Here is a 19,973-nt window from a genome sequence, read left to right as displayed (position 1 = left end):
GGTGCTCTTGTCAGACGGCGGTTCCCGGCACCCGGACGTGGTCCGGTGGCAATCCTGCCATGTGCCGCTCCATCATGGCCGCGTATGCCGTCTCCAGATCACGCGTGTACTGCTTCGTGTCGTACAGAGGTGTCGTCAGTCGATCGCGGGCCAGCTTCGCTCTCAGCGTCGCGAGCCTGGCGGGATCGTTCGCCAGCTCGATCGCCAATCGCTCGTACGCCGCTGGCGTCGTCGTGATCAGTTCGGGCTGGCGGATCGCGTTGAGCAGGCTCGCGCCGACACGCGCCGCGAATGAGTCGCCGAGGCAGGTCACGACCGGAAGTCCGGTCCAGAGCGCATCGCTGGCGGTCGTATGAGCGCCGTACGGAAGTGTATCGAGGAAAAGATCCGCGCAACGGTGCCGCGCCAGGTGCGCGGAAGTGGGGAGCCGTCGGGCGAAAACCAGACGACGCGGCGCGACGCCTCTTGCTTGCGCCTCTCGGCGCAAATTGTCCGCGGCCGTCGGATTGTCCTCGAACAGCCACAACACGCTGTTCTCCACCGCGGCGAGGATCCGCATCCAGGATGAGAACACGTCGGGCGTGATCTTGTAGTTGTCGTTGAAGCAGCAAAACACGAAAGCGTCATCCGGAAGGCCGTGCTCGACGCGGACAGGCATCGTATCCGCAATTGCACGGTCGCGATCGTTTGCCTGATAGCTTTCGGGAAGCCAGACGATTTTCTCCGCGTAGCAATCGAAATCGTGCTCGGGAATGACGTTTCGGTCTGCGACGATGTAGTCGATGAAGCCGGCACCGATGGTGCCGGGAAAGCCGAGATAGTTGACCTGGATCGGGGCGGGACGCATGGCGAAGATGCCGGTGCGCGCATCCTGGGTATATCCTTTCAAATCGACGAGGATGTCGACTTCCAGAGCCCTGACAAGCTCGGCGATTTGAGCGTCACTTTGCGGTTTGGCGTCGACAAAGCGCTCGAACGCGGCTTCGATTCGCCGGCGCATGTCCGAGCCGTCGTTTGGGCCGACCGAGATCGCCGTGACTTCAAAGCGCGTCCTGTCGTGATGTTCGAAGACGCCCGCCATCAGTTGCGAGGTCGCGTGCTGATGAAAATCGGCCGAGAGATAGCCGATGCGGATGCGGTCGTGATTGTAGCGCTCGCCGCGCCAGACCGGCGAACTCCGGAGGCGGAAGTTGTTCTCGGCCCATGAGCGCGCGCATTGAAGCTGCTCGGCCGATGTGGACGGAATCGCGACGAACATGAACGGTGAGACGAGCTTCCCGCTTCGGACCGATGACCTTACCGAGGCACAACCACTCTCGAAATCCGTCCAATCGCATTGATGCAACTTGACGCGCAAACAGGCGGCGGCCACGGCGGCCTGACCCGGATTGAGGTCGAGAGCCCTGTTCCAGGCGACCAACGCGTCGTCATAACGTTTCTCAAGGTAGGCGACCTGACCCTTCGCCAGCCAGGCGTTCACCAGGCCGGGATTCAGGACGATGGCGTGGTCGAGAGCCGCCGCCGCATCGCGATGACGGCCAAGGGACAGCAACACGGTCCCGCGGCCGAGCCAGGCCTCGGCGAAAGCGGCATCCGCAGCGATGGCGCGATCGAACGCGACCTCCGCATCCCGCTGACGGCCCGATCGAAGGAGAATATTGCCGTGCCCGGACCAGGCCGACGCGAGGTGCGGCCCGATGGCGAGCGCACGGTCGTAGGCTGCCGCAGCGTCCTCGAGGCGACCGAGATCGAGGAGCGCGTTGCCCCGGCCAACCCATGCTTCGGGGAGGTCGGGTTGCAGCTTCAATGTGTGGTCCGCGGCGGCCAGAGCCTCGTCGTGCCGGCCCAGCTGGATCAGCGTGTAACAGCGGCCGAGCGCCGCTGCCGCAAGATCGGGCCGCAGCGTGAGGGCGTTGTCATAAGCCGAGAGCGCGTCGTCGTAACGGGAGGTCGCGAAATGGATCGTTCCCTTGTCGAGATGAGCCACCGCGAGCCGTGGGTTCAACTGCAATGCCTGGTCATACGAGGCGAGTGCCGGTTCATATTGGCGTGACTTCGCCAGCGCCGAACCCAGCATGAAGTGGGCCGGAAAGTGCCGGGGGTGATGTGCCAACAGGCGTGTCAGTTGCTCGATGGCTTCGGGATGGCGGCTCATTGCCAAAAGCCCGGCCGCGCGTCCATGCAGAAGTCCCAGGCTGGTCGGCGCGAATTGTAGCCCGTGCTGGCACAGCCGGACCAACTCGTCATGCTCGCCGGCCCGGTGGAGCACGGCCGCGTAGTTCTCAATGAACTCCACGTTGACCGGCTTCGACTGCAACGATCGTGTCATCAGCAGTTTTGCGCGGTCAATATTTCCCGCCGCTGCCTCGGCCACGCCAAGGAAGTGCACGGCGTGAAGATTATTGGGGTTGGCATCGATGATGCGTCGATACAGTTTGGCGGCGGCGGCGATCTCCCCTTTGTCATGCAAGGACAGCGCCCGATCCAATATCCGTCGCTCGTCACGCATCGCTCGAACCGCACACTGCCTCAAAGGCCCGATGGCCGGGACGAACTCCCGCTCTGCTTGACCCGACCCCACTCCTTACGTTCCGAATTGCACAAGACTGTGACATCGGCGGCTTCAGCGGCGAGCTATGCGATGATCCGCGAGCTGTCGTCGGACCGGTTATGCGAGGTATCATTTCGTGTAACATTGGTCTACATCGACGCTGCCAGCCGAAGGTTCAGATAACGACGCCCGCCCCGGAAAACATCATGCTTGAAACAAGTGTCGCGAGCTCCAACGCCTCGAATGGAACGCGGAGCCCTGCGGCGTCTCGATACCGGCTTGCACAAATGCGCGCCGCCGGTTGGGTGAGAGCCGTCCATGGCCAATGGAAGCAGATTGCCAACGTCGGGCTGCTGGTCGCCGGGTTCGGCCTCGGTCAAGGGGCGATATTCATTGTCCAGACCGTGCTCGTGGCCGCAGGGGAGTACGAGCTTCTCGCAGCATTCGGCACGCATTACTCTTTTGCCATTCTGTGCATCGTCCTCGTTGACGCCGGTGCGAGTACGACCCTTGCCCGGGCAGTCGCCCGCTTGCCGAGCGGTCGAGAGGCAAGCGGCGAGGTATGGCGGGTATTCTGCGAGACCAGCGCAATAAGGATCGCGGTGGCCTTGATCGTCGGTGCGGCTGCAGCCGTGTATGTCTGGCGGCTCTCGTCTGACGAGTTTTCGCGATGGTACTTCGCCCTTGCGCTGCCCGGATTGCTGCTGTGGGCCGTCAACGGGGTTGGCCTGCTCGACGGCCTGAGACTTAGTGGCATCAGCGGAATCACGGGATCGGCGGCTTACCTGGTCACCGGGGTCGGCCTCGCCCTGGCGGCCCACAGGTCGGCTGCGGCAGCGGGCGCGATCCTGGGCGGCGCCTTTTCCATAGGCTATCTCGCGACGTTGATCGCGCAATGGACAACGCTGGCGCGCAAGGGCTGGTACCCTCGGTTTCACAGGGTGACGCGTGCGGGTTTGACGAGGGCACTGACAGATGGCTGTGCCCTGTCGTTCCAGATCTTGCCGGGGCAGGTCAACATGCGCGTTCAGTTGGTATTGAGCACGGTCTATCTCGGCGCCGAGACGACCGCCCTTTTCGTGTACGCCAAGCAGATCGTGACGGCATCGACCCAGATCGTAGGGTTCGTGTTGAGGGTAGAATTCCCGAGCCTCGTCGAGAAACTGTCGGCAGCCGGAAAGCAGAGCCTCGGCAGTATGCTCGGGGCACAGAGAATGGCGCTCTATTGCGCGGCGATGTTTGCAGTCGGCGTTACCGTCGTCGCCGGCATCGCTGCGCAGGTGCCGGATTCTGGCTTGCACCGGGCTGCGATTGTCATCGCCGGCTTCGCGCCGACGATATTCACGATGTCGCTGTTGCTGATGATGATGCAGGCCCTGGCTGCGACGGGCGAGTATGGCCTCGCCGCCGGAGCTCTGGCGATCGGCTCGGCGGCGGGAATGCTGGTCAGTTACATGCTGGTTTCCATGCTTGGCGTCTATGCTTTCGTGGCGGGAGAGGTCGTGTTGAATCTCGTTGGGCTCTATGTCGGATATCGCTATCTGCACCGCTAAGGGCCGAACCGAAACGAGAGCATCCACCTTGTTGTCCCGAAATGACGCTTTCGGAACGTAAGGAACGTCCGCCAATGCCGATCAAGAAGCGCGGTGTCGTCCAGCGCTGCGTCCCGGTACCGGGGAATTCGAGCGCCGGCGCCGGAGCGTTTGTCAGCTCAAGTCGGCCGGTTTCGGCACCATCGCGATGGGTGGAGCGGGGACCGGCTTGGCTGCGGGCCCCCATGGTAACCGGAATGATATGGGTCTCAGGAAGTTTTCGGCAGCCTCCACGATGATCCTCTTCTTCGCTAGGACCTTTGATTCGACGAGATGCCAGGACAACGCCGCGAGCACCAAGCTGAGGACATAGGCCATGACAAAGCTGAGCAGCCAGTTCTTGTTCTCCGGAAAGAGGTAGACGAGGAGCTGCTGTACCGGCAGTCCATACAGGTACACTCCGTAGGAGTAGTCGCCCGTCCGATTGACGAACGTCTCTCGGAAGTTGGAGAGTCCGACGAAGACGGTGGCGTAGGCGATCGGGATCATCGCCAGATATTGCAGCGCTCCGCCCCAGAGCAGGGCGTAGGAAAGCACGACCGACAGAGCGAACAGGTCAGCTCGCAACGGAACCTTGTCCTTGAGCTCGAACAAGGACACGCCGGTCATGAACGCGAGGACGAGAGTCTCGATCTGCACTCTCCCGTCACCCGCAGACCAATCCGCGGGCGCATGAATGCCCAAGGCCTGCATTCCCAGCAGGCCGATGAACGTCGCCACGGTGATGAGCGGAACGGTCAGGCGCAAGTGCGCCAGCTGCAGGGCGAGCACGGTCGCGAGGATTACGTAGCAGTACATCTCCGCTGGGATGGTCCAGAGCTGCAGATTCACGACCCGCGGCACAGGGTTGCCGAGAAAGACACCGGGCAAATAATATTGGATATCGCCGATGATATTGAGAGGGTATGCGTGAAACAGGGGATCACTGAAATACGCGGCCAAGGTGAAGCTGGTCACGAGCGGACCGAGCACCAGCATTGCGAGAAGCGACTCGACACAAAGTGCCGGGAAAATACGCAGCGCTCTTAGCAACAGAAAGCCGATTGTCGTCTTTGAACGATGCAGACTTCCTGAAACAAGGAATCCACTAAGGGCGAAGAAAGCCGGCACCACGGCCCAGATAATTGGTTGGTAGATGGGGGGCTGCGCCACGGAAAACGTACCGAGGCGAACCGTCGAGTTAACCAGCGACTTGAAGGTCTGGACATCGGCGCCCAGCGTAAACGTCTTGCTATGGATGAAGAGGACGGCCGTAGAGAGAAGTATCCTGAGGTAGTCGAAACCTGTTGAATGGCCCTCAACGGACTCCATCCGAGCGGAGATGCATTCTCCCTTGGGCAGCGCGGAAGTCATCAGTACTGATCCCCGTCCAGTCTTGCTAGTGTTCAGAGCCGACACCCCTGGCTCGCGGACGCAAGGGCTCTCTTGAAGGCGGCCACCCCGACGTCTCTGGCCGGCGGCGGCTGCCCGTCGTGACATGTTCGATCGAGCGAACCGGCGTCGCCAACGGCGCGGTGCGCGGAGCAGGTGTGGCGGCCCGCTGCGGAAGGGACATGAATTCGTGTTCGAGCGAACGGATGATCGAGATGCGATCCCATTTCTGCTCGGCGCGTGCGCGCGCGACGGCGCCGAGGCGATCCCGCAGTGCTCCGTCTTCGGCCAGCATCGTGACGGCCGCAGCAAGCGCGCCGGCGTCGCCCGGAGCGATGATGAGGCCAGCACCTTCGACCTCCGACGCAATGCCCGTACCAGGCTCGGTCATCGCGATGAGCGGTCGGCCGGATGCAAGCATGCCGGCCAGCTTGGACGGCAGCACCAGGTCCGATATCTCGGCCTTTTGCGGCAAGAGCTGAATGTCGGCGGTGCTGAGCAGCTCCGAGACCCGATCGAGTGGCTGGAGATCAAGGAAGCGGACGTTGTGCAGACCGGTAGCCATTTGAACCAATGCCGGTTTGACTGGGCCATTTCCGCAGAGAACGAATTTTACCGAGGGCTGGCTGTCCTTCAATGCTGCGGCGGCTTCGATGATCAGCTCAAGCCCCTGCTTGTTCGACATGGCTCCGGAGTAGAGCGCCACGATATCGGTCGGCGCCAGCTGCAGCTCCGAGCGGAGCTGCGTTTGATTGCTTCCCGGCACGACGATGCTGGTATCGATCCAGTTCCGGAACTCGCGTAATCTGGCAGGCACGATGCCCTTGTGCTCAAGGCGGCGCACCATCTGTATCGAGATGGTCGAAACACGGTCGAACGAACGCAGTATCCACCGTTCGACCGTACGCATCAGCCTGCGCGTGACGCCGCTGCGGAGCAGCCCGACCTCGAAGGCTGCGTCGACTTCGAGGTCCTGAACATGAACCCAGGAGGATGCGCCGGTCATCCTGGCGGCCAATGCCGCCATGGGCGCAGAAAGCAGGGATGGCGCCACCACGAATACGATATCGGGGCGCCACCAGAGCGCGCTAGACAGAACGGGGACGGCTGCCGAAAGCATGAAAGAGGCGTGGTGAAGCAGCCGCTTGAGACCCGAAGGCCGGCTTGGCACGTAGATCGGCGCCCGAATGACGTCCACATGGTTCAGGCGTTGATGGCGATACCATCTCGAACGATACCCCGGTGGGATGCTCCAGTCAGGGTAATAGGGCGGGGCGGCGACGACGCGAACCTCGTGACCCCAACTGGCGAGACTCTCGCAGAATTCGGTGTTGTATTTCGCCACGCCGATCAGATCGGGAGCATAATTTATCCCTATCACCAACACCCGCATGACCGTCCTCATTTTCGGTCGAAGCGAAAGGCTTCGACCGGCCGCGACAAATCCCAGCCCGCCGAGCCGGTTACGGGTTCGGTCGTGCGCCTGCAGGCCGGAGCGTGTCTTGGGGGTGAAGCCGAGTCCGAGATGATCCTGGATAGGATCGACCTCAGCGAGCATCCTCCTGCGTATTGTTATGTCTGATATCATTTCTTGTGTGACGTTATCGTAATAACGATACGACAAGTAACAAGTGGCGGGCGTGGCACGGCGATCCCGGGAATTAGATCGATCGGTGCAACACACGGCGATCGGAAGCCTGACCCCGCGCGGGCGGCATATCGAGATCGGGCTGGGCACGGATCGCGGCGGCGAAGCCGGGCGTTGCAGGCGTTGCGAGGCAGCACCATCACTGCCCGTTACGGCGTCTCGGCGATCTGGATCACGCGTTCCAGATGACGAAAGATCGCGACATCCCAGCGCGGGTCATCGGCAACTTCAGAGGTCGATCCGGTCGCCTGAACCGTAACAAATACCGGTTCCTCAGGTCACGAGCGCTGAGAGGCTTGCACCGCACGCACGACATCGATCAATGCCGTCGCCATCCGGTCAACACTGAACCGATCCGCGAACAGGTCGTGGGTTCGTCGGCCCATGGCTGCCCGGTCTTCCGGAGACATGGCCAGCCATGCGCGCAGGTTCTTGAGTGTGCCTGCCAGCGAATCTTCGGCGACAAGACCAGCGCCGGCCGCTTGAACCTCGCGCCATATATTGACCTTGTCAGAGATCAGCACGGACAGGCCGCAACCCAGGGCCTCGGCGACCGAGATGCCGAAGTTCTCTTGATGGGAGGGCAGCACGAAGGCTTCGCTGCTGTGGAACGCGCCCCATTTGGCGTCGCCCTGCAACATGCCGGGCCATGAGATACGATCGGCCACGCCCAAAGCGCGGGTCCGGGCCTTGAGCTGACTGACCCAGCCGGTCTGGTCCGGCCCGGCCATCAGCAGATGAAGGCAAGGCTCCTCCGCCGCCACGCGGGCGAATGCCTCGACAAGCAGATCGCAGCCCTTCTTGGCGTGCAGCCGCCCGAGAAAGAGCAACACCCGCTTGCCGCGCAACTCGGGATGGGCGCCAAGGAAAGCCTCTCGTAGCGGGGGCGCGTCCTGCGGCGGCAATCGCGTGCCGTAGGACACCACGACCTCCTGCGCCCGGTAGGGCCAAAACGAGCGGCGCGCAAGCAACCGCTCATCCTCGCTCGTGAACAGCACAGCCGCAGCGTCGCGCAGAACCCGGTATTCGGCCCAGGGCCAGTAGAGGCACTTCTTCAGATGCTTGAGCGGATAGTTCCGCTTGAACCACGGATCAAGCATGCCGTGCGTGAACACGACGTAGGGCTGCCTCAGCTCGCGCATGACCTGCCAAACGGCAAAGCTGTGGTACTGCCAGATACCGTTCACAATGACCGCGTCGTAACCGCCGGCGTGGGCGCGCAGCCATGGCCGGAGCGACGTCGAGAAATGATAGCCGCCGCGCGGTGGCCCGAGCGCATGCACGGGTAACGGAAAGGATTCCAGATGAGGCGCCCTGGGATCATCCAGACACGCTACTTCGACCTGGTGGCCCATCTCCAGGAGTCGCAAGCCACGCTGGCGCACGCCCTCGATGGGCCCGCCATTGCTGGGATTGGCGGAGGAAATGACGTGAAGCAGCCTCACTGGTGTCTCCTCAGGCTGCGGCAAAATGTCGATACAGCGTCATCGCCCAGTCGCGATGCCGCGTGACGCCGGTGCTCGCGCCGGGATTGAGCCACTGATGGATTGGCACCGCAAAGCCGGTCTTGGGCCGGTTCAGCACGCCTTCCGGCAATTCGGGCGCGACGCGCCTGACGATGGTGCGCTTTTCGCTGTTCGCGTCGAAATCCGGAAGCTCCACGAAGTGTTGCAGCAGTTGCAGATCGACCAGGGGCACGCGGATCTCGAGCGAATGCGCCATGCCCGCCCAGTCGGCGTCGCGCAGCAGCTGGTTGCGCATGTACCACTGCATCTCGAGAGCGGAGACCGCCAGCCGGTCGCTCTCCAGACCCTCGGTGCTGGCATCGAGGCGGTTCATGGTCGCGAGCTCCCCCAGGCCATCTCTGGCCATGGCCGGGTCCATCAGCTGCGCAAGCTCCCACGGCATGTGGAGGGCCCGCCGCAACAGATATGCCCCCGACAGGCTATGGCCGTATTCTGCGAGTCCCGCATATTTGGGCGACGGCAGTGCCGAGGCGAAAGGTTGAGCCAGATGCCGCAGCAGCAGCCCGGTTCGTTCGCCGACCGGTGCGCGCCGCATCAGGCTCACCAGGCGCGGTACCTGCCGGAAGCTCGGGTAAGATCCGAACAGCTCGTCGCCGCCGAGCCCCGAGATCGCAACTTTCAGGCCTTGCGCGGCCGCGGCCTTGGACACGAACCAGACGTTGATGCCGTCGATCGAGGGCTGATCCATCGCGTCGATCAAGTGCTGCCGGTCGCACTCGAAGTCGCGGGCTGAAATCCGATGCAGCGCATGCTTTGCGTTGAGCAGGCCGGCGACTTCGTCGGCCAGTCCGGCCTCGTCGTTGGGGCCGTCGGCATACTCGTTGAAGCCCAAGGTCAGCGTGCGCAACTCGCCGACGCTTGCCGCACAGGCCGCGAGCATGGTTGAATCCAATCCCGCCGAAAGGAAGACGCCAACAGGCACGTCCGCCACCATGTGCGCGGCGACGCTGTCCCTGACCGCTGCGGCGATCTGATCGAGCGCGTCGTCGGTGCTGGCGCCGGAGGCCGTGGGCAGGCGACCCAGTGCATCCACGATGCTTGCAAACCGGACCGGCCGTCCGGCGCCCGCCGCGCTGAAGCGCTGCCAGTGCCCAGGCGGCAGCGCACGGATGCCGCGGTACAGGGTGTATGGCTCGGGTACTGACCCCCACAGCAGGAAGCCGGCGTGGCCCGCCGGTTCGGGCCTCCGGTCCACCGGGGCTTGCAGCAACGGCTTGACCTGGGACGCGAAGCGAACGGTGGCGCCGTCGTCTGCCACGTACAGAGGCTTGATGCCGAACGGGTCCCGGGCCAGCAGCAACTCGCGCCGACTCGCGTCCCAGAGTGCAAAGGCATACATGCCGCGAAGGTCGGAGAACATCTCTTCGCCGCGCTGCGCGTAGAGCTTGAGCAACACTTCGGTGTCCGATTGAGTCCGCGTCGCGACGCCGTCGTGGTTCAACCGGGCGCGCAACTGCTGGTGATTGTAGATCTCGCCGTTGAAGCAGATCCAGTTGCCGGTTTCGGGGTCAAGCATGGGCTGCGCGCCGCCTTCGCTCAGGTCGATGATGGCCAGGCGGCGATGTCCGAAGCCGACGCGCCCGTCGGCGGCCATCCACAGGCCGGCGCCATCCGGACCGCGCGCGACCATCGCGTCACGCACGCGCAGAAGCTCGGCTTTGTCGATGGGGGGCGCCTCTGCACGGTATGCGAAGGCGCCAGCAATTCCACACATGGTTCAGCTTTCGGTCAGCGAGGGACGTTGTCATGCACGATGATAATAATTGTGCGACGGTGCGTTACGGCGCCTTGAATCGTCCTCCCTGCGCAGGTCCTCGCGCAATGTGACAGGGAAGCCCGGACCAGCGGCCGGTTTATCTACTCAATGTTACCGTCTTCGGCAATGCGCTGCACGTATCGAGTGCTGCGACCTCGATATCGTCAAACTGTAATGTTCGTTTGATAGGACCTCGGCTGAAACATAACAGAATGATAACAGGGCTGCATGTTCTCCGCTCCCGAACGCATCACGCCGGCGCACGCTCGCTTGCAGTTCGGGCACGGCGAACGGCCAGTTACCACCGCCGGCACCCGATCGTCCCAATGCTCTGTCCCGTGAGTTCCGTCGGATATGTACAAGCCTCGCCGGCGTCAACTCTCTGACCGGATTTCACTGGGCTCAGAGATATCGGAACGAGCTACAGCCACGGTCCGCTCGCCTCTGCCATCTCCGGAGGCCGCATCGGCCGTGAATGCAGAAGAGCCGGCCGCGATCGCCGCTCCGTGGCTCAAATCTGTCGTCGTCTTCGGGCTGTTGTTCGGCGCGGTCTGGCTCTCGCTGTACACCGCCTACGGCATGCTGCCCTTTATCAGGCCGGGCTCGGTCGTCATTGCGTACGCAAAATTGGATATTCTCGTGAAGGGCCGGATGTTCGGTCCGCAAGACCGCAATCGGGTGATGGCCTTCGGCAACAGCAAGCTTCTCTCGGCGTTGCGTCCATCCGACCTGGATGCGGCCGTCGGATCCGGCTTCCGATCGTATAACCTCGGGCTGCCCGGCGAAGTTCACTTTCTACCGATTCTGGAAGCCGCGTTGGAAGCCGGCAACGTTCCCACGCACGTGCTGTTGACGATCCCTTGGGACGGCAAGGGCGTATCCGATACGTTTGCTGATACCCTGCGCAACGACAATTTGTTGGCAAACACGCTGTTTCCTTTTCGTAACTTGCCACGTGAAGCAGCGCTGTTCGCTTTTCAGAATCTGGATCGACTGTCCGACGCGCGCCGCGATGTGGAGACCCAGCGCGCTGCAATGCTCCGCGACCGGGGCTGGTACTTCATCAAGTCGCAGAGCCATTACCCGGGCGATCGCCTTCCCGATAACTACGCCCTGCCGACCGATCATCCCACACGTATTGAGCTACGGATGATCCCTGAAAAGTCTCACTCTCGCAGTCACCTCGAACGGCTGGCGAGCCAGTATGGCTTCCAGATCATGATTGTTCCGGGCTTCTTCCGCGCTGGCGAGGCTGCTCCGCTGCCAGCCGCTGACTATGCCAGGTCGATGATGATCTCGGATCGGCCCCTCATTCGGGTGTTGGGGCCGGACTATTTCATGTATCCGCCAGCGCTCTTTGCCGATCCGCAGCACATGAATTCGGCCGGAGCACGCGCCTACACGGCTGATCTGGCCAAATTGCTGAAGGCCACCGGAGCATTCGACTGATGCTCTTCAACTCTTTCGAGTTTCTGACGTTCTTCGTAACGTTCCTGGTGGTGTTCTTCTCGTTGCCGGGGCGAACCCAGCCGCTGGTGCTGCTGATCGCCAGCTATATATTCTACATGAGCTGGCGCCCTTCCTTCGGACTCCTGCTTGGATTGACGACGATCGTGGATTACACGACCGCACTCATGATGACGCGGGCTCGGACCGATGGCGGACGCAAGGCGGCGCTGATCGTCGCGCTGTCGATCAACCTGGGCGTGCTCGGAACGGTCAAGTATCTGGATTTCCTGATTTCGAACGTGCTCGGCGTGATCGGGCTGTTCGGGTATGTGGTGCCGGACTATGCCCTTGGTCTGGTGCTCCCATTGGGCATTTCGTTCTACACGTTTCAGTCGGTCGGCTATACGCTCGACGTATACAATCGAAGGGTTGCTGCTGAGCGCGACTTTATCACCTACGCTCAATATGTGAGCTTCTTTCCGCAACTCATCGCCGGTCCGATCGAGCGTGCGGCACATATGCTGCCGCAGTTCCGGATCACGCATCGGCTTTCCTACAAAAATGTCACCGCCGGCCTGTTGCTCGTCGGCTATGGCCTGTTCAAGAAGATGTGCATCGCCGACGTGGTCGCGTCGGTGGTGAACGGGATCTACGCCAATCCGGCGCAGTATTCCGGCAGTTATCAACTGCTCGCGGCGGTGCTCTTCGCCCTCCAGATCTATTGCGATTTTTCGGGTTACTCGGACATTGCGCGTGGCGTGGCACGCATCATGGGTTTCGATCTCATGATCAATTTCGGCCAACCCTATTTCGCCACCAGCCTGAACGAGTTCTGGCGCCGTTGGCATATCTCCCTGTCAACCTGGTTCCGCGATTACCTGTTCATTCCGCTCGGAGGAAGCCGCGGCAGCGAAGGCTCCACCGCGCGCAATCTCATCATGGTATTCGCGGTCAGCGGTATCTGGCACGGTGCAGCGTGGAACTTCGTCGCCTGGGGCACGCTGCATGGGGTCTGCCTGGTTGTGGAACGAGCCTTTATCAGGCTTGCGAAACCGGAAGCATGGCTCGGCGAGCCCGCTCGTCGGCTGCTCGGTTGGGCCTGGATGCTAGCCGTCGTGCTCGTGGGATGGGTCTTCTTCCGGTCGACGAGCGTCGCCAATGCGATCGTCGCCCTGCGGAGCCTGGGCGACCTCGGTCCCATCTCCTATTTCACCCTGAAGATGCTGGATCTCGCGAGCGGCGAACTGGTGATGCTCGCCGTCTCGCTCGTACTGCTGTTCGTGATCGACTTCCACCTGTCGTTTCGGCCGCAGCGCCTTCGTGAACTGTGGGAGGTGCGCTGGCTGCCAACGGCTGCCGGTGTCGCGCTGGCTTATTACATCGTGCTGTTCGGCATTTTTGGACATGCCGAATTCATCTACTTCCAGTTTTGACCGCGGCCGACGCCCGGCCGCGAAGGTTGGGCGTGAGTATCCTGACCCGAACAACGAAAAGGGGGGCGTCGCAACCGTCCCAATTCACGGCGTCAGCGGCCTACGCGTCCGACAACAGCTTGGCATGCTCGCCTTTCACCACCAGGTACCGGCCAAGGCAGATGGCGTCGAGGCCGGTGCGAAGGAAGCAGCTCATGGCCTGTTCGGGTGTGTCGACGATCGGTTCGTTCTCATTGAAGCTGGTATTGAGCACGATCGGTATCCCGGAAAGTTCGCCGAAGCTGTGGATCAAGTCGTAGTAGAGTGGATTGGTGTCCCGAGCGATGCTTTGCAGCCGTCCGGTGCCGTCGACATGGGTGATGGCGGGAAGTCTTTCCCGCCATTCCGGGCGAAGCTTGACGACATGCATCATGAACGGACTGAACACATCCTGTTCAAAATAGGTCGATACAGCCGGCTGCAAGATGGTCGGAGCAAAGGGGCGGAAGCCCTCCCTTCGCTTGATCTTGGCGTTGATCACATCCTTCATGTTGGCGCGGGTCGGGTCGGCAAGAATGGAGCGATTGCCGAGGGCGCGCGGGCCCCACTCGGATCGCCCCTGGTACCAGCCAACCACCAGCCCGGCGTGCAACAGGGATGCGACCGCCTTCGGAACGTTGCCGGGCGATAGTTCACGCATGGGATTTTTGGCCGATTCTGCTGCGCGCCGCATCGCCTCATCAGAGTGAGCCGGCCCCCAGTAGGAATGCGTCATTTGGAATCGCTCTCGTCCGCCCGCGACATTGTGCCATGTCCACAGGCCCGCACCGAGACACAGACCGTCATCCGATGAGGCCGGCTGCATATATGCCTGCTGGAAAGGCGTGTCACGCAACAGGCGCGCGTTCATGACCCCGTTGAGCGCGCAACCTCCGGCATAAACGACCTGCTTGCTCGGGACCAGATTGTGCAGCTTGTTGAAGCAATGCATCGCTACTTCCTCGAAGCGGACCTGACAGGAGCGGGCGATGTCCTTGTCCCGTTGCGTCAGTTCCTGGCCGCGCTGGCGCGGCGAACCGAATTTCTCGATCCATTTGTCGGTGAACAAGCGCAGCATTTCCACGTGATTTCGCTCGTCCATCTTTCCGCTTTCGCCGCCGCGGTGCATGCCAAAGAAACCCTCGGCGAGCTTGAACCAGCCATCGGGCCGCGTTTGGACGAGTTCTCGCATCGTGTCCGCAAAGCTGTCGACGCCGTACGGCGCGAGCCCCATGACCTTGTACTCTTCGCCATATTCGGCGAAGCCGATGAATTGACAGCAGGCCGTGTAGAAGAAGCCCAGGCTGTTCGGCAGGTTGACGCGGTCGAGCACATCGATCCGTGTCCCCTCGCAGCGCGCCGCCATCGCGCTGGTGAAATCGCCGCTGCCGTCATAGGAGAAGCCGGCCGTCAGCCCGTCGAACGGCGAGCAGTAGTACGAGCTCGCTATGTGAGACAGATGATGTTCCACGTTGACGACTTTGGCTTTGACCATGTCCGGGGCCTGCCCGGACGCCTCGGCGACCTGTTCGCTGATGCTCAGCTCGTGCTTGGCCCGCCGGATATGCTCAAGCGCCGCTTTGCCGCCCGTAAGGGGATGGCCCAAGACATATGAGATCTGGGCCGCGCGATTCTGCGACGGATCGCGCGCGACCGCGATGAAATCCAGGTCCTTTGAGGATATGCCGCCCATGGCAAGAACCGATTGGATCGCCTGCTGCGGGAAGGACGGGTCATGCTTGATGCGTCTGCCGAAGCGCTCCTCAGCCGAAGCTGCGACCACCTTGCCATCGATGATGAGCGCCGCGGAGGCATCGGGATGGTTGAGGTTGAGGCCGAGAATTGCGGTCATCGGTACAGTCTTTCAGGTTGTGAAGCGGCTGCCGGAGAGGAATTCCGTTCGGCCACAGCGGGAGATGGCAGCCAGAGCAGAGGTTTAACTAACAACGGAACTTATCATTACCGTGACTGATCGAGAGGGAGCGCGAGGCAGGGGCGGATGGTTCGTCGCGCTATTTCTGGATACGCCGTTCTTCGACGTTCCTTCGACTGAGCCACCACGCGACGCCGCGATCAATCATCAGACCGACCCGTGATGGCCCCATGGTGTTTCCTTCGACGACCACGTCGCGGACGCCGGGCGAGGTCGCGGCAAAGCCTTTGATTTCGATGTGGGCGTCCTGATCGAGGCGATTACCTCGAACGATCACCGCCTGCACCATTGGCGGTCGACCTTGAGCCTTTGCGGTCTGGTTCGCCTGGACGAGAATTGAAGCCTCATTGGAGAAAATGCTCCGTTCGGGTCCGGCCCGGTAGACGTTTCCCTCGAGTATGTGATTGTCGAGGATCTGAATCCGCCAGCCGGGCTGGAAACTGTCGTAGGACAGTCCGAAGACGGCAAAGCCGCTGGTCCTGTTGGATCGATTGCCGGAGATGACATGCCCAAGCGCCGTCCCGTACGTCTGCGCGGCGACGCCCGTGTCTTCGAAGTCATTATCGATGATCAGATAGTTTTGCTGCGCCTGGGTAATCGTGATCTCCGAATTCGAGTCCAGCGCCACCTCGAGCGGTCGATCGAGCGCCACCGACAAGTCGGACGGCTTTTTCTCGAATGCTTTGACCCTGGCGTATTGGCCGGCACCGCGTCCGTTGACCACCATGACGGCGGCGCCGGTCCAGTCCTTGCCGGCCGGGTACGGATTGGCTGCATCCAGCAGCGACAGCCGATCCGAACCAGCGCTGTTTGCGTGACCGAAATAGAATCCGCCTGGCCCGTCCGACGTCATGGCTTCCCGATCCCAGCCATAAATGGCCTTGAACGTGTTGCCGCCGACGAAAATGTTCTCGGATGCGCTGACCCATTTTGACAGCGTCGATATTCCTCCGCCAGTTCCCTGGAGGTCGGCGGCAGTCACCGTATTGCCTTCAAAGACGACCTGACGCGATCCCACGATCGAGTAGGAGCCATAGCGGCCGTTGGTCAGGATATTGCGGGCCACAATCGCATTGGTTGCCTTGAAGAGGCGAAGCGAATGTCCGGATCCGAGAATGTCGCAATCGGATACTTCGATCCTGTTTCCGCTCAATCGAATGGTGTCGGGAGATCCATCGGGATAGATCCGACGGAAGTCGTTCATTTGCTGCAGGGTGGCTTCAGCCTCCATGAGACCTCGGAAGGCCGAACCGCGAATGCGGACATGTCGGATGGCGATATCGGCCGCGTCAGGAATTGGGGCGTCGCCGAACTGAAAGCCCCCTGTGATGATGTGCGGGTGGTTCGATGCGTAGATTGTGAGGTCTTCGACCGAGAACTGCGTCCTTCCCTGTATCAGTGCGGCCGGAAGTGTTGCCAGACTAGGCCAGACCAAGTTGACCAGATCGATGCGTTCCCCCTGCAATTTGACGCGAGGTGGAATGACGATCATGTCCGAGATCAGATAGCGCCCGCGCGGGAAGTACACGGTCCCGCCTCCGGCCTGGCTCGCAGCGTCGATGGCGGCCTTGACGGCGCGAGTGCAATCAAACTTGCCGTCGCCGTTAGCGCCATACGCCCGGACATCGAAGGATTGCACGGCGTTCGCCTCGGGAGAGCGCACGACGACGCTGCCCACATCGACCCATTCGGCGTCGCCGCCGTCTCCGTTGGAGAGGCGCAGCCTGTAGCGGCCGGGCGAAACCTGTTCAGGGATGCGAAACACACCGCGCCACAGGTCGCCTTTGGTCAGAACGGCTTTCGTCGGCGCATTCCCGGCGTCGGGCAGCATCAACAATTGTGCACGGCTTGCCTGGCGAACGATGTTGCGACCGAACACCTGGAGCCAGCCCGAAGGCGAGACCTCGTCGCCGAGGTTACCCTGCGTCCAATAGATTGTTGGCAGGTTGATGCGGCCGCTGAGAGTGCCCTGGGGGTGGGTCAGGCTGAAGCGGTAGATCCCGGGCGTGAACTGCTCCGGGATCGTGAATTTAAGGGAGAGAGGATTGGCCTGCAGGATCGGAACGGAGGTTTCCTGGCGGGAGGGGCCGTCGCCAATTCGGGCAATCGTCACAGATGTAATCTTGTCGAGCTCGGCGCCGCTGACGAGCACTGTTTCGTCCGGACCGACGGGATCGTTGAACCAGAACATCGCGGGCTGCGCGGTTGCCTCCGCCATCCAAAGCAACTGAAACAGGGCAACGATGGCCGCGACACTACGCGTCATGTACCGTGCCCATTGAAATCATTGTGGCGTTCGAGCGCATGTTGATCAGAGCTCGATGACGAGGCCGGTCAGGCGTCGCAGCTCCGCGCGCATTTCCGCCGGACCTTTCAGATGAGAGATGGCGGCCTCCAGCTCTTCCACCTTTGCGCCGACAAGGAAGCGATACCAGAGACCCTGCAATCCGTGATAGACAAGACCTTCCTTACCGTCGAGAAAACCGAGCTGGAAGATCAGGCGAAACAGGAAATAGGCCGGCGCGCTGACTTGATAAGGGATACGGTTGTACAGCCGTTCCTTGATCCAGCGCTTGATGGCTGCCTGACGCGAGCCTTCCTCCGATATCAAATCAACATCGCGCTCGAACAGATGATGACGCTCGTTGATCACGTCGATTGCCTCGCGCGTGGCGTATTTGTTGTGCTTGTCGGTGAAGAACGTCAGATCGTTGAGATTGTGATCGGCGAACCCGCCATCGAATGTAACGGTCTGGCCGCCCCATAGAATCATGTGCTCATCCATCCAGCGGTCTTCGATGCGACCGTGGCCGCGGCGCCAGATCCGCAAGAGGAGGAGGGGGTAGCGGCCGCCATGGCGAATCCAGCGGCCAAGGAAGATGTGCTTGCGCTTGAGGTTGATCCCGACGACCTCGTTGCTCAGGCGCGGCAGTTCATCGCGAATTCTGGCGCCAAGATCGGCTTCGATAATTTCGTCGGCATCGAGCCGCATGATCCACGAGGCGGTGATCGGGGCGTTCTCGAGCGCCCACTGAAACTGCTTTGCGTAGTTGATGAACCGGTTCTGCAATACGGTCGCGCCTTGAGCGCGGGCCAACTCGACCGTTCGATCGCTTGAGAAGCTGTCGACAACAAAAACCTCGGTTGCAATCTTGGCAACCGAGGCGAGAGCCCGCAAGATGTGGCGCTCTTCGTTGTGCGTCAGGATGATGACGGCAAGGCCCATCGCTTACTCACTGCCGGGATGTCGCGGGATTGGCAGGCAGGGCAGGGGGCGCTACCTGACTTTGGCGCCTTCCTTGTCTGCCTTATGAATCTGGTCCAGGCGCTCGATCTTCGCCTCGGCGCGCACCTTATCCACGAGCTCGATCTGCGCTGCAGAGGCGACCATCGCGGCCAGGCGATCACGGATCTTGTCGTAGTCGGCCGGTTTACGTGGACGCGTATCCTCAAGCTTGAGGATATGCCAGCCAACTGCAGTCTTGAACGGCTGCGACACCTCGCCCTTTTTCAGCTTGATCGCCACGTCGGCGTATTCCTTGCCCATTTCGCCGCGCTGCCGCCAATCGTAGTCGCCGCCCCTTGCTTTGGTGACGGGGTCCTCGGACGCGTCGGCGACGACGGCTGTGAAGTCCTCGCCCTTGTTGATCCGATCCATCGCCGCCTTGGCTTTTTGTTCGGCCGCCTTGATCGCGGCATCGTCCGCGGGCGGAGCGATCATGAAGACAAGGTGGCGCAGATGCATTTCGGGCTCGGTTGTCACCCCATTGAGCACGACCTCCTGATACGCCTTGCGCATGGCCTCCTCGTTCACCGCCTGCTGACCTACGACATTCAGAAGATGGTTGGTGAGGCCCTGATTGCGCGCGAAAGTGGCGCGGCGCTGAAGATCGGCTTGGTCCTCTATGTGTCGATCGGTCGCCACCTTCGCGAGCAGCACGGCGTCGGTCACCATCTTCAGGAGGGTTTCGCGCCTCTCGATGGGGTCCTGAACCAGCAGATTTCGGCCGATGACTTCGTCCGCCAGCTCCAGATCGCTCTCATGGATCGGGCTCCCGTTGACGACGGCGACGACGGGATCGGCCGACGGCGATTGGCCAAATACCGGTGCTCCGGCGCCGAGCATGACGGCCAGCCAGACGGTAGCTAAGCCGGCGCGTGCCGTCATTGCGCGGTAAGGCATGCGGAAACCGGGCAGAGCGTTCATTTCGTAAGTCCTTCTTGCTTGCTGGTCTTATCCGCGCAGCACTCACACGATGGCGAACGATATTGTTTTGATACGAGGCATCATGTGCGGCGCGATCGGATTGCCGGGGTGCTTTTTAACGATGCGACATTGACGGTGATGTGATGTCGACAAGACAGGTCTGTGAAAGCGCGCCGGCTGCGTCACCGCCGGCATTTGTTCACACGCGTCGTAAAGAGAGACGATGCGATCGGACGGCGTCCACATATTTTACGATGCGATTTGATGTGTGGATAACATTTGGCGCGGGCGAGAGTTTCCATGCTTCTGCTCGTGAAATCCTGAGCTTGCTGCCGGATCGGCGCGAAGATCGATCTCATTGTAGATGAGATGAATATCATAATTCACAAAACAACAATCAAAGTCTCACATACCGCCGATAGCGTCCGCCTCGCTCCGGGGCCCGGCTGCTGATCGTAGCAGGCTTGGGGTATCCAAACAGGGAGACTG

General features: G+C 61.5%; 12 protein-coding genes. 3 read left to right on the top strand and 9 right to left on the bottom strand.

What is annotated here, in order from left to right; all coding sequences use genetic code 11:
- Window positions 1-10: 10 nt before the first annotated feature.
- Window positions 11-2,509, bottom strand: coding sequence for a tetratricopeptide repeat protein (locus JJC00_RS26645; RefSeq protein ID WP_200468834.1), 2,499 nt, complete (start codon window positions 2,507-2,509; stop codon window positions 11-13).
- A gap of 329 nt (window positions 2,510-2,838) precedes the next feature.
- Here JJC00_RS26645 and JJC00_RS26640 point away from each other — a divergent pair, with 329 nt between their 5' ends.
- Complete coding sequence (locus JJC00_RS26640) at window positions 2,839-4,104, top strand: oligosaccharide flippase family protein (RefSeq protein WP_200468833.1); 1,266 nt, start codon at window positions 2,839-2,841, stop codon at window positions 4,102-4,104.
- Window positions 4,105-4,257: 153 nt separating this feature from the next.
- On the opposite strand, the gene JJC00_RS26635 is transcribed toward JJC00_RS26640, so the two are convergent.
- The 4 genes from JJC00_RS26635 to asnB form a co-directional block, all read right to left on the bottom strand.
- Window positions 4,258-5,496 carry an acyltransferase family protein gene (locus tag JJC00_RS26635; RefSeq protein WP_200468832.1) on the bottom strand — a complete coding sequence of 413 codons (1,239 nt, stop codon included), beginning with the start codon at window positions 5,494-5,496 and terminating at the stop codon, window positions 4,258-4,260.
- 25 nt (window positions 5,497-5,521) lie between these two features.
- Window positions 5,522-7,072 carry a glycosyltransferase WbuB gene (locus JJC00_RS26630; protein ID WP_246773931.1) on the bottom strand — a complete coding sequence of 517 codons (1,551 nt, stop codon included), beginning with the start codon at window positions 7,070-7,072 and terminating at the stop codon, window positions 5,522-5,524.
- Between the two features lie 368 nt (window positions 7,073-7,440).
- Entirely contained in the window at window positions 7,441-8,607 is a 1,167-nt protein-coding gene (locus tag JJC00_RS26625; RefSeq protein WP_200468831.1) for a glycosyltransferase, read from the bottom strand.
- Window positions 8,608-8,617: 10 nt separating this feature from the next.
- Entirely contained in the window at window positions 8,618-10,402 is a 1,785-nt protein-coding gene (gene asnB / locus JJC00_RS26620; RefSeq protein WP_200468830.1) for an asparagine synthase (glutamine-hydrolyzing), read from the bottom strand.
- A gap of 513 nt (window positions 10,403-10,915) precedes the next feature.
- On the opposite strand from asnB, the gene JJC00_RS26615 reads away from it, so the two are divergent.
- Entirely contained in the window at window positions 10,916-11,893 is a 978-nt protein-coding gene (locus JJC00_RS26615) for a hypothetical protein (RefSeq protein WP_200468829.1), read from the top strand.
- Window positions 11,893-13,326 (top strand): MBOAT family O-acyltransferase, encoded by a 1,434-nt coding sequence (locus tag JJC00_RS26610; protein WP_200468828.1) that lies wholly within the window; start codon window positions 11,893-11,895, stop codon window positions 13,324-13,326. Before JJC00_RS26615 ends, JJC00_RS26610 begins: the two co-directional genes overlap by 1 nt.
- 100 nt (window positions 13,327-13,426) lie before the next feature.
- Here JJC00_RS26610 and JJC00_RS26605 read toward each other — a convergent pair whose 3' ends face one another.
- The 4 genes from JJC00_RS26605 to JJC00_RS26590 form a co-directional block, all read right to left on the bottom strand.
- Complete coding sequence (locus tag JJC00_RS26605; protein WP_200468827.1) at window positions 13,427-15,196, bottom strand: carbamoyltransferase family protein; 1,770 nt, start codon at window positions 15,194-15,196, stop codon at window positions 13,427-13,429.
- Between the two features lie 160 nt (window positions 15,197-15,356).
- Complete coding sequence (locus tag JJC00_RS26600) at window positions 15,357-17,543, bottom strand: glycosyl hydrolase family 28-related protein (RefSeq protein ID WP_200468826.1); 2,187 nt, start codon at window positions 17,541-17,543, stop codon at window positions 15,357-15,359.
- Between the two features lie 45 nt (window positions 17,544-17,588).
- Window positions 17,589-18,503, bottom strand: coding sequence for a glycosyltransferase family 2 protein (locus JJC00_RS26595; protein ID WP_200468825.1), 915 nt, complete (start codon window positions 18,501-18,503; stop codon window positions 17,589-17,591).
- Between the two features lie 51 nt (window positions 18,504-18,554).
- Entirely contained in the window at window positions 18,555-19,484 is a 930-nt protein-coding gene (locus JJC00_RS26590) for a peptidylprolyl isomerase (RefSeq protein WP_200468824.1), read from the bottom strand.
- Window positions 19,485-19,973 lie beyond the last annotated feature (489 nt).

This window comes from Bradyrhizobium diazoefficiens (assembly GCF_016616885.1).
GTDB classification, from domain to species: Bacteria; Pseudomonadota; Alphaproteobacteria; order Rhizobiales; family Xanthobacteraceae; genus Bradyrhizobium; species Bradyrhizobium diazoefficiens_F.
This window is presented reverse-complemented; position numbering and strand designations above follow the sequence as displayed.